We start from the raw sequence: 10,395 nt of genomic DNA on the forward strand, positions 1-10,395 counted from the left end.
CATCAGTTCCTGAGGAATTTCCCACAGTTCGGCAAAGCGCTGGTTGTAGCCGCGAACATTCCCATCGGTGTCAGTCACCAGAATGCCGTCGGCTGTTGATTCGAATGTCGCGCGCAATTCAGCGAGCAGGTTTTCCAGTTCCTGCTCTATCCGACGTTGCTCCGCCTTGTTGGAGATGGCGACCAGATAGACCAGGATATCTGCCGATAGTCTGACCTGGCTTACTCGGCGTTCAATCGGGATGGTGCATCCATCTTTGAGCAGCAGAAGGGTATCGGAATAGATGTTATCGCTCAGTCCGGCGGCAACGTCTTCCCAGAAAAACTGGTCTTCCGGTGTGGCGGCCAGTTCAATGACGGCTCTGCCGACCAGTTCATCGGGTTCCATGCTGAGCATTGATGCAGCGACCCGATTGGCGGCGACGATGCGCAGCGTCAGGGGATCGACCAGCCAGACGGCTTCGATCATCCCGTCGAGCAGCGATTGCCAGCGCTCGACATTCATGACGTGTCATCCCCCCCGGCCAGGTTGCTTGCACGCTCGAAGAAGTAGCAGACATGCTGCCGGGGCGACAGATAGTCCAGCACCTGGCGCGGCAACTGCACCGGTTTGATACTGCGCCTGACCCCCAGATTCGCCTGCCGTTCGAGGTCAACGACCAGTGCTTCCTCCTTGGGAATTTGCGGGTCGAAAATGATCAGGCGCGGTTTCAGCGGACGGGATGAATTGACCGAGACCACCATAGCGTAACTTTCATCGCTCAGTTGTACCACCGATCCTGGGGGATAGACCCCCATCATGCGAATGAAGACGCTCATCGTCTGGCCGTCAAAGCGGCCCTTGAGCCGGCTGAAAATCGTAGATAAAGCCTCATGAGGTGTTTGTGCCGCTGCCGGGTTGCCGGGATTGCACAGATTGTCATACTGGTTGGTCAGGGCAAGGATGCGCGACAGTGGCGAAATCTGCTCGCCGGACAGACGCATCGGGAAGCCGCTCCCGTTGGCCGCTTCATGGTGCTGGGCGATGCACAGAAGGGCCGCGCTGGAAAGTTCCATTTTTTTCCCGAGAGCGATCCCGTGTTTCACATGTTCCTGGTAGAGTTTCTTCTCGGCACTGGAGTACTGTTCGTCATCCCAGCGCAGGCGGTTGGGCAGTTCCTGCTTGCCGATGTCGTGCAGGAGCGCTCCGATACCGAGTTCCTGCAAGTCGGCTTCGCCCAGCCCGCAAGCCTTGCCCAGCAGAAGGGAGAGCACCAGCACATTGACCGAGTGCTGAGAGGCGCGATCCCCGATCTGCTCCGACAACAACCGGATGCTGCTTTCTTCAAGCCCCTGAAGCTGCTTTAATACGTCTTCAACCAGTACCTGCGATTGGGAACGTGATTTATCAGGCGCGGAATTGGCCTGCTCCAGCAACTGCTTGTAACTTTTGGAGGCCTGAATATATTGTCGTTCGCACATTTTCAGGCTGGCATTCTGCTCGCCCAGTAACTCTTTGCGCCTTTGCCGTTCCATTTCCTGCGGCGAAACAGGTTCTGGCGGTGTCTCGCATACTTCAACCGGTGCCGGCTCCGGGTCGCTTTTTTCCGGCGAATAGCGAATACGCTCGATACCCAGCGTGCGAATTGTGGCGATCTGCGCTGGCGAATGCAGCTTGAAACTGTTCAAGGGGAAGGGATGAGACATCCATCCAAGGTCAATATGAACAAATAGGCCGATTCGCAAATCGGCGACATCAATGAATTGTGCTTGGGGATCCGTCATTTTCTTGGTGTAAGGTGTGAGTTAATTCATCTCTGGACACAAGCATAAATCATATTTTGCCTGGTGTCGCCTTCCCGGAAGGCCCAGGTGAGGGCGAACAGGACTTTGGCATCTCGATTTGAGCGTGTCCTTGTTTTAACCTGGTATTTTTTGACTTGTTCGACGCGCCTTGCAGGGCAGTAGCTGAAAACCATGTCCTGTCAAGGTTTTCTCCTGTAGTCCAAAAGTACTATTGACTAAAAGAATCGAATGGCTAGTATTTGCCCACTTGCGGATGGTTTTCCGTCTAACCTGTGATCTTGAGGAGTGGTAATGAAGAAATTGGTAGCAATTGCAACGGCGAGTCTTTTTCTTGCCGGAACAGCCCAGGCGGCCAGCTACACATTGACGTTTGACCAAGCATTGGCGTGTGATGTCCCTACGTGCGGTAGCGGGAACCTTTTATCTCAAAACTACGGCGATGTCGCCGGGATCGTTGACATCACATACGTTAATGTAAACTCTACTACTCCTCTTGGTCTCGTGTGGTGGGATATCAATTACAACGACCTCAAGGGGGTCGCTTGGGCGAATGGTAGTGATGCAAGTTCGCATGCTCGTATCGAGATCAAGCCATCGAATGATGGTGATAGTGTTGTTCTTAACAGCATGGATTTCGGTGCGTATATTGATACCACCCGTGGAACGAATATTCGTGTTACGGCAATTGGCGGTGGCGCTACGCTGTTTTCCTATACCGGCGACGTTGGTTCAGGCAGCACCACTCACAATACGTTTTCCCCTAATGTGAGCTCGCCAACGGGCTTGTGGATTGATTGGTACGATTCCGCGTACAACGTCGGTATCGATAACGTCAATTTCAGTATTACTGCGGTTCCCGAGCCCGAAACCTATGCCATGTTGATGGCGGGTTTGGGGCTGCTCGGTTTTACAGCGCGGCGACGCAAGCAAAAGTTGCTCGTCTGAGATCAAGAGTTTTAAGGAAAACGGGAGCTTCGGCTCCCGTTTTTTAATTTCTACCCTGGGCGCATGAGTTTGTGCAAGCCGGCCTGTGGGGAATCGGGCAGAATGGCGCATTCCCTGACCCCGGTCGATTCCGGTATTTTCCCCAGACCTGCCGATGCGTTATCTTGCCTTGCTGTTCGCTGTCGTCCTTTCCTGCCCGTGCTGGGCGGACAAGTGCGATCAGTTGCCGAAGCCCTCTGTGACAGTAAAGCGACTTGATACGCGCGTCACCGTCAATACACAGCACGGCTACAAGGTGCTCAATCATCTGGGTTCGGCACTGGCGCGTCCCGGCAACCAGATTCTGGGGCTTACCCGCGTTAACGACGTCGCGCACTTCGCGAGCAGCACGCCGCTCCATGTGGACCGATCGGGTCGCTGGGAGTGCGCCAGCCCGCAACTTACCCTGACGCTCGGTTTCAATCCTATGACGGTCTATGTTGCGAAAGAGTTTCCCGAAGGCGGTTGTGCCTACAAGGAGATTTATCAGCACGAGCTACGCCACGTCAAAGCCTACCAGGCACACCTCTCCACTATCGAGAACGAGCTGAGCGAATCGCTGAACCGCCGCTTCGCTACCGGAGGCGCCTGGCGTGGCCCGGTGGGTCAGACGCGTGCCGATCTGCAACGTGAGCTGGATGAACGCTGGCTGCCCTACATCCAGCGCGAATTTGCTCACGCCGATGAAGCACAGGCTCTCATCGACACACCTGAGGAATACGCCCGTGTGGCGAATGCCTGCAATGGTGAAATCAGGAAGCGCACCCGCTGAACCGCAATCTGCCCAGACTATTCGCCGGACTTTTCCAGGGCAAGCTGCGTTACAACTTCATGCAGGATGGCATCAAGGTATTCTTCGCGCACGGCGGTTTCGCCAAAGCCCAGTCGCCTCCTCAGGCCATCGGCCAGGTAATCGATGCCGTAACAGTCGATGCCGTGAATCGAAATACCCTCTGGCACCGCATGCTGCACTGAATCGAGAAGCCTGTATTCCGTCTCAAGCGAGAGTGACGGCAAACTGCCGAAATCGTCCGCCTCCAGCCATCCCATCCTGCCGAGACCGGCGATAGACCTAAGTCGCTTCGGGATGATGCGAAAGAACATGAAATCGAGTTGCAGATACTGTTCGGCATCGGGCAGGTAACGCAGATAACGTGCCTGCAACAGATCTCCCGGCTCGAATGCTTCGGCATCGCCGATCAGGGTCAGGCGAGCGGCTGTCTGGACGTTGTCACAGTTCGGTTCAAGCAGCGAAAGACTCAGACGCGGGTCGGCGAGCAGGTTCCTGGTATGTTCGGCGAGGGCGCTGACCAGGAGCAGCGGCCGGTGGCATTCGTCGAGCACATTGGGGATGACCGTCGCGTAAGGATAACCGGGCAAGCGGTTAGATTGCGTGGCCAGCGTGCCGTACGTGGCGCCGTGCAACAAATCGATCACCGGTTCGACAGCCGGTTTCATCCGCGCACTACTCCGGTAGCTGGACGCGGCCCTGCGCGTCAAGCGGAAAGAAGGGATTGCAGCAGACCTCCCACAAAAAGCCGTCGGGATCGGCGAAGTAACCTCGGAAACCGCCCCAGGATACCTTTTCGGCGGGGCGCGCCAGGCGTGCACCGGCAGCGAGGGCCTGCTCCAGGATTTTGCTCACCGCGTCTTCGGTCTCGACATTGTGCGCCAGCGTAAATCCCTGAAAGCCGGAACCTGACGACGGGACATTCGCATCCTCGGCCAGCGCATCCCGCTGAAACAATCCGAACGCCACTGACCCGGCCCTGAAGAATGCAATTTCCGGCTTGCTGGCTGAAGATTCCGTCCACCCGAGCGCTCTGTAAAACGCCCGGCTTCGTGCCAGATCGGCAACGCCCAATGTAATAAAGCTGATGTTCTGCTGCATGGCGGCTCCTGCATTGATTGACTAACAAGTTCAAGGTTTCGGTTTTTCTGGCGGAACCCTGGCCGGACTTTGCAGTTCCCGGGATTTTTTTTCAAGTGCGATGGCCTCACGAATTTTCGACGAGTCCTTGCTGCGCAGGCCTTCGGCCAGCGAGCGCGAAGCGTTCCGGCGCAACTCGGCATAATCGCGCAGCATTTCCAGTGTCTTGGCCGAGGGCAAGGCCGGATTGATCGGAAATAGTGACAGGTGTTCGAAACTCTCTTCGTAACGATCGCCGATCGCCGTATCGATGCGACCGGCCAGTTCATCAAATGAAACGCCGCCGCGCTTGCTGTCGTTCAGGATATTTTGCCAGGCTTGCCTGATCGCCGCGTCGTCCCTTAAAAACTCGCTGACTTCCTTGCGCGCCAGTGCTTCTTCACTCCAGAGCCAGGCCGGTGCGGGAATCTGGCTGATCAGCAGTAGCAAGGCCAGGGCAAACACCGCAGCGGCGCGCGCGCGCGGGCGCCAGGGCAATGTCTGTCCTGCTTCGAGCGCACGCGCCAGAACAACACCGCTGAGCAGGCCCGTCAGAAATCCGCCGACATGCGCTGCGTTGTCGATTCCGGGAATCAGCAGACCGAGCACGATGGTGAGCGCTGCAAAACCCGACGCTCCCCAGAACAGCCAACGGAACTCGCGCGGCTGCAGTTGCCGCCGTTCGCGCCACACACAAACCAGCAGGGCACCATAGACGCCAAAGATTGCGCCGGACGCGCCGCCGGATATGGCCTGGCCGTGATGGCTGACCAGCGAAAGCAGGTTGCCGGTGATCCCGCTGATAAAATAGATCGCTGCGAAACGCAAGTGCCCATACATGCGCTCGACCAGTTGGCCGCCGTCCCACAGGGCCCACATGTTCATCACAAGATGCAGCACACCAAAGTGCAGAAAGAGGGCACTGCCCAGCCGCCACCATTCGCCATCCTGAGTGGCCGGGCCGAAATTCGCCCCCCACGCCAGTTGAACGGAGTTGGACGAATGCCACAACCCGGCACCGCTGGCGAGCATCGCCAGGAAAACCAGGAGATTGACGCCAATCAGCCACTGCGTGACCCGCACCCGCGGTACACGCTGGAGAAGCAGGTCATGGAGCGGAGGAATGGAAGAGTGCTCGGACATAGACAAGAATTGAATGAAGAGACGCTATTATGCGCGAGGATGAAGTTAACTATCGTTTCACCCATGAGGACATCGTTTGAATTTTATTGCCCGATCCCGTTTTTTCCGACTGGCTTTGTGCCTGCTGATCGCGCTTCTCACCGCTCCGCTTGCGTACAGCTCACCTCTCGTTGCGTCGGCGCAGATCCTGCTGCCGCGGACCGGCATCAGCGCCGATGAACTCGCCCTCATCATCAACGACGATGACCCGCTTTCGCGGCAGATCGGCGAGTACTACCAGAAAGCTCGCCAGATTCCGGCCACCAACCTGATTCACGTGCATTTCCCGCCCGGGCGCAGTGCGCTCGGCAAGGATGAATTTGCGCAACTGAAAACGGAAATCGAGCGCGCCACACCGGCGCATATTCAGGCCTACGCGGTGGCCTGGAGCATTCCCTACCGGGTCGGCTGCATGTCGATGACTTCCGCGCTGGCCTTTGGTTTCAACGAGGACTATTGCTCGACCAACTGCGGCCAGACGGCGCCCAGCCCGTATTTCAACTCGCCCAGCCAGTACCCGGCCAGCGAGCACAAAATGCGGCCGGCGATGATGCTGGCCGGCAGCAGTTTCGAGCAGGTCAAGGCGCTGATCGACCGCGGTATCGCTGCCGACCAGAGTTTCCCTGCCGGCCGCGCCTATCTGCTGAGCACGCCGGACAAGGCACGAAGCGTCCGCGCCGCGTATTTCGAACTGACGGCAAGGGAACTGGCCGGCGTATTCCCGATTGAGATACTCGAAACCGGGGCCATTGAAGATCGCCACGACGTACTCTTCTACTTCACCGGTCTGCCGCAAGTTCCGCAACTCAAAACCCTCGACTTTCTGCCGGGGGCGCTGGCCGATCATCTGACTTCCTTCGGTGGTCAGCTCACCGATTCAAGCCAGATGAGCAGCCTGCGCTGGCTCGAAGCCGGCGCCACGGCCAGCTATGGAACCGTGGTGGAACCCTGCAATCACCCGCAGAAATTCCCTTTCCCGGCGGTCGCCATGTTCCATTACGCGAGCGGTGCCAGCGCCATCGAAGCCTACTGGAAGAGTGTCGCCTGGCCGGGCGAAGGCGTGTTCGTCGGAGAACCGCTGGCGCGTCCGTTCGCCCCGAAACTCAAGGAAGTCCGGCCCGGCCAGTTTGAACTGAAAATTTTATCCCCGCGCGAAGGGCGGCTGCGCATCGAACGATCCCTCTCCGCAATCGGCCCCTTTACCCCGACAGCCGGGCAGCAGCCCATCCACCGCGGCCTCAATCTGCTCCGTTTTTCGCTTCCGGAAAATGCCAGCGGCTATTTCCGCCTGCAATTTTCCCTGCGCAATGAGGCGGCAAGACCATGAAGTTGCTTTCCCCCGGCGCCAAAATAAAACCAGGGAAACCATTCCCCTGACAACAAACTGCAACATTGCGCTGGTAGAGTTGGAGATCTTCATACTATTTTTCCAGGATCCCAGTCCATGTTCCTGCACGAGCTTCGCCGTCATCCCCGCTTTCCCTTTCACTCGAAAGGTGAACTTCGACTGAAGTTCATGGCCTACCGTGGCGAGCTGATCGATATATCGCTGTTCGGCGCCTTGTTCGAGCCCAGGCTGTTTGAACTCAATATCAAACCGGGTGAAAGCTGTTCGCTCGAAATTCTGCACCTGAACGAGGATTCGCTTATTGCCGTCAAAGGGGAAGTCGCTCATGTCAATAATAACCTGATTGGCATCTGCTTCGCCCCGCTGGAAAAGGAGTGCCAGAACAAACTCAGGCAAATCGGCATGCTCAATCTGGCGCCTCCTTGCCTGCTCAACAGAGAGCTCCCCGCGTTGTTCCAGGCCTGGCGGGGGTAGGCCGGTGTGTGTCCGGATTGACCGCGTTTTACCTCAGCGATGGTCCCGTATCGGTTCAGCCGATATAAGTGATGCCCGTCTGCTCGGGCGTTGAGCAGAGCCGATTCCGGTTTTCCAAAAGCTTTTACGATCATCCCCAAAAAAAAACGGGAGCCGAAGCTCCCGCTAAAGTTGCGCCTTTAGTGCATCAGGCCGACAGGTTTTTTCTGCGACGCGACATGAAGCCGAGCAAACCCAAACCGGCCAGCATCAGCGCATAGCTTTCGGGCTCAGGTACCGGGGCAAGAGTCAGTCCCAGGGTAGTGCCGCTGATCGAGAACTTGGCTGTTTCGCCGGCGGGCAGGTTGCTCAAATAGAAGTCGCTGGTATCGACTCCTGCCATTGCGGCGCCATTCCAGTTGAAAAGCGTGTAGCGGGTTCCAGTAAGGAAATCGGGACCCGTCTTGAGGTTCACCGCAACCCCGTGATCATTGCTGCCCGTGAACAGGCCACCGGAGACAAGAATCAGGTCGGACTGCGTGCCGAGATCAAAGTCCAGAACCGAGCCATCCTTGAGCGTCAGACCGCCGGCGAAGGTCAGCGTGCCGGGGCTGTTGCCGGGGGCAAGGTGGGCGCCGGACTCCAGCGAAACGCCACGGTTGAACACCCCGCTGCCGCCCACGGCTCCACCGCCAAGAACGGTCACAGCGCCGCTGCCGGCGCCGCCGCCGATGACGCCGTTGTTCACCAGTTGCGCCCCGTTGCCGACCTCGATCGACGACGAATTGTCAATCGAGCCGCCGGCCGCCACCACCAGCGTGCCGCCGCCGATGCGCGTGGCGCCCGCGTAGTCATTCTGCGCTGTGAAAGTGACCGTGCCATTGCCGGCCGCGATGGTCATCAGCGGCTGGTTGGCGGCCGTCTGCAGGACGCCATCTTTCCACTTGACCTGGATCGTCGAACCCTTGTTGATGTCGACCGAGGCAAAGTTGCTGATGCGGCCGTTCACGGTCTGGCCGGCTACGGTGTCGATGTAGAGGCTATTTTTTGAGAGCGCAGACGGCGTGATGTCGCCCTGCACGGTGGAGTCGTCAAGCAGATACATCTTGTATTTATTGGTATCGATGGCCAGGCCGTTCTTCAGCGAGGCGCCGGCCCAGGTCTCGGTGTTGTTGCCGGCCACCAGATAGCTCACCGCCGTTCCATTGCCGTCGTACTTGGCGTAGTCGGTCAGCGCGCGCCCGTACTGGTCCTTGTAGACCTCGGACTTGGCCAGCGCCGTGCCGTTGGCCACCGCGGCGTAGAACGACAGGGGCGCCGCGATCAGGTTGGCGTCGGCCTTGCCGCTGTCCACGACCGATCCCGACTTGCTGTTGTCGAACACCACTCGATTGCGCAGGAAATCGGCCCAGTAGAACTCAACAAAGTTGATGTCGGTCGCTCCGTTAACAAAAGCGTTACCCTTGGAGTATCCCTTGACGCCGCCGATTATGCCGTCGGCCATGCCCCAGGTCACGGCCCGGTAGTCGTCGTTGGTCATGCTCACCTTGCCCGGCACCGTCGGCATGGCCTGCACGCTCGGCAACACGGGCTGCAGGCTCGCGAAATTCGGTTCGCCAGACCGCGTTAGTTGATTGCCATTGGGACCGTAGAGCAGAGCGTTGTTGGCCGTCTGCCGCGCTGTCCACCATGCATCGGTTGGGGCTGCCGGGCTGGCCGGAACGAAATAGTTCTGGCCGGCGACGATGTGGCCAAGCACGACATGGCCCATGCCAGGCACCATCTCGCGCGCCGCAGTGTTGGCGGCGAGGTAGCCGGCGGTGGTGTGGTGTCCGTCGGTGATGTAAGCGTTGCCATCAGTGCCGACCAGGATAGGCAGATCCTTGCTCTTCCAGAAGCCGACGAGGTTGGTGCTGCTGCTCTGCGTTCCGTAGTCATAAACGGTATTGCTGCCGACGGTCGTCGATGCAACCTGGCTGAAATTCAACGACTCGGAGAACTTGGCCTTGTAATCGACTTCGCGGAAACCGAGCGAGCGTTGGGTAGCTCGCAGACTTGTATTGGCGGCGACGTTGTCGGCGTTTAGCCAGACGTAGATGTCGGTACCCGGCTGAGCGCCAGCCAGTTCCGTCGCTACCGTGGTGAAGTCGCGGTACAGCGTCCCGTTGACCTTGATCTGGGTTTCCGCGTGTGCGGCGGACAGTGACAAAACCATCGACGCAAAAGCCATGGCAATCGGTGTTAATTTGGAACGGTGCCTCATTGTAGGTCTCCCATAACGTGGTCATTTTATTCAATGTTTCTAAAATATATATGGGGTTTATTACAGGACGATGAATGCGCAGTCATCCGTTCAACCTACACAGCCCGACTCAACGGTGGCAAGGGTTAAATAGTTTTTGATCGTAAACTTCTCACCCCCAACAACAGCAACGGATTCAGCCGTTTTTCCTACGCCGAATAATTGCCAGCGGAAGCGAAAAACGAGGCGAGAAGAACGCAAATACTGGGCTGGCGGCCCAAATCGGAGGAAATCTTCGCGTTAGATACGGCGCTGGATCTGTGGCAAAAAATCTTCATTGCATTCCGAAATGCCTGGCCTCTGTAGACCATAGGCATTATAATTACAGCTACCGCAAGACAAGCTCATGCGACTTTTCCGGAGACCGGCGATGCGAGTTGTCCAAAATAGCCAGATGCACTTTGGTGAAGTCGACATTTCCAAGATAGTTTTC

10 protein-coding genes are annotated in these 10,395 nt (G+C 57.6%); 4 read left to right on the forward strand and 6 right to left on the reverse strand.

The annotated features are described in order from the left end of the window. Together JNM42_RS19250 and JNM42_RS19255 are read right to left on the reverse strand one after the other, a co-directional pair. Window positions 1-504 (reverse strand): PAS domain-containing protein (locus tag JNM42_RS19250; RefSeq protein WP_294274206.1); only part of this gene is annotated, 504 nt, incomplete at its 3' end. Continuing rightward, window positions 501-1,763, reverse strand: coding sequence for an HD domain-containing phosphohydrolase (locus JNM42_RS19255; RefSeq protein WP_294274209.1), 1,263 nt, complete (start codon window positions 1,761-1,763; stop codon window positions 501-503). The genes JNM42_RS19255 and JNM42_RS19250, both read right to left, overlap by 4 nt. Before the next feature lie 312 nt (window positions 1,764-2,075). Here JNM42_RS19255 and JNM42_RS19260 point away from each other — a divergent pair, with 312 nt between their 5' ends. Next, complete coding sequence (locus JNM42_RS19260; protein WP_294274213.1) at window positions 2,076-2,729, forward strand: PEP-CTERM sorting domain-containing protein; 654 nt, start codon at window positions 2,076-2,078, stop codon at window positions 2,727-2,729. A gap of 154 nt (window positions 2,730-2,883) precedes the next feature. Next, window positions 2,884-3,540, forward strand: coding sequence for a hypothetical protein (locus tag JNM42_RS19265; RefSeq protein WP_294274216.1), 657 nt, complete (start codon window positions 2,884-2,886; stop codon window positions 3,538-3,540). A 17-nt stretch (window positions 3,541-3,557) separates the two neighbouring features. Here JNM42_RS19265 and JNM42_RS19270 read toward each other — a convergent pair whose 3' ends face one another. The 3 genes from JNM42_RS19270 to JNM42_RS19280 are packed head-to-tail and all read right to left on the reverse strand — an operon-like array spanning window position 3,558 to window position 5,820. Beyond that, entirely contained in the window at window positions 3,558-4,226 is a 669-nt protein-coding gene (locus JNM42_RS19270; protein WP_294274219.1) for a pyridoxamine 5'-phosphate oxidase family protein, read from the reverse strand. 7 nt (window positions 4,227-4,233) lie between these two features. Next, window positions 4,234-4,659: a VOC family protein gene (locus JNM42_RS19275; protein ID WP_294274221.1), complete on the reverse strand. Its 426-nt coding sequence runs from the start codon at window positions 4,657-4,659 to the stop codon at window positions 4,234-4,236. A gap of 30 nt (window positions 4,660-4,689) precedes the next feature. Beyond that, window positions 4,690-5,820 (reverse strand): rhomboid family intramembrane serine protease, encoded by a 1,131-nt coding sequence (locus JNM42_RS19280; protein ID WP_294274223.1) that lies wholly within the window; start codon window positions 5,818-5,820, stop codon window positions 4,690-4,692. Window positions 5,821-5,896: 76 nt separating this feature from the next. On the opposite strand from JNM42_RS19280, the gene JNM42_RS19285 reads away from it, so the two are divergent. Continuing rightward, window positions 5,897-7,186 (forward strand): TIGR03790 family protein, encoded by a 1,290-nt coding sequence (locus tag JNM42_RS19285; protein WP_294274227.1) that lies wholly within the window; start codon window positions 5,897-5,899, stop codon window positions 7,184-7,186. 117 nt (window positions 7,187-7,303) lie between these two features. Further along, complete coding sequence (locus JNM42_RS19290) at window positions 7,304-7,681, forward strand: PilZ domain-containing protein (RefSeq protein ID WP_294274229.1); 378 nt, start codon at window positions 7,304-7,306, stop codon at window positions 7,679-7,681. A 187-nt stretch (window positions 7,682-7,868) separates the two neighbouring features. Here the strand turns inward: JNM42_RS19290 and JNM42_RS19295 are convergent, their stop codons facing one another. Next, the gene (locus JNM42_RS19295) at window positions 7,869-9,923 is read right to left on the reverse strand and encodes a ParB-like protein (RefSeq protein WP_294274232.1); all 2,055 of its coding nucleotides are present in this window, start codon (window positions 9,921-9,923) and stop codon (window positions 7,869-7,871) included. Window positions 9,924-10,395: the final 472 nt, after the last annotated feature.

The organism is Propionivibrio sp. (genome assembly GCF_016790145.1).
GTDB lineage: Bacteria > Pseudomonadota > Gammaproteobacteria > Burkholderiales > Rhodocyclaceae > Propionivibrio.

Bases quoted from the DNA above. Each gene is read 5' to 3' on its own strand.
- JNM42_RS19275 (WP_294274221.1), bottom strand. From the start codon at position 4,659: ATGCAGCAGAACATCAGCTTTATTACATTGGGCGTTGCCGATCTGGCA.
- JNM42_RS19270 (WP_294274219.1), bottom strand. From the start codon at position 4,226: ATGAAACCGGCTGTCGAACCGGTGATCGATTTGTTGCACGGCGCCACG.
- JNM42_RS19280 (WP_294274223.1), bottom strand. From the start codon at position 5,820: ATGTCCGAGCACTCTTCCATTCCTCCGCTCCATGACCTGCTTCTCCAG.
- JNM42_RS19295 (WP_294274232.1), bottom strand. From the start codon at position 9,923: ATGAGGCACCGTTCCAAATTAACACCGATTGCCATGGCTTTTGCGTCG.
- JNM42_RS19255 (WP_294274209.1), bottom strand. From the start codon at position 1,763: ATGACGGATCCCCAAGCACAATTCATTGATGTCGCCGATTTGCGAATC.
- JNM42_RS19290 (WP_294274229.1), top strand. From the start codon at position 7,304: ATGTTCCTGCACGAGCTTCGCCGTCATCCCCGCTTTCCCTTTCACTCG.
- JNM42_RS19265 (WP_294274216.1), top strand. From the start codon at position 2,884: ATGCGTTATCTTGCCTTGCTGTTCGCTGTCGTCCTTTCCTGCCCGTGC.
- JNM42_RS19260 (WP_294274213.1), top strand. From the start codon at position 2,076: ATGAAGAAATTGGTAGCAATTGCAACGGCGAGTCTTTTTCTTGCCGGA.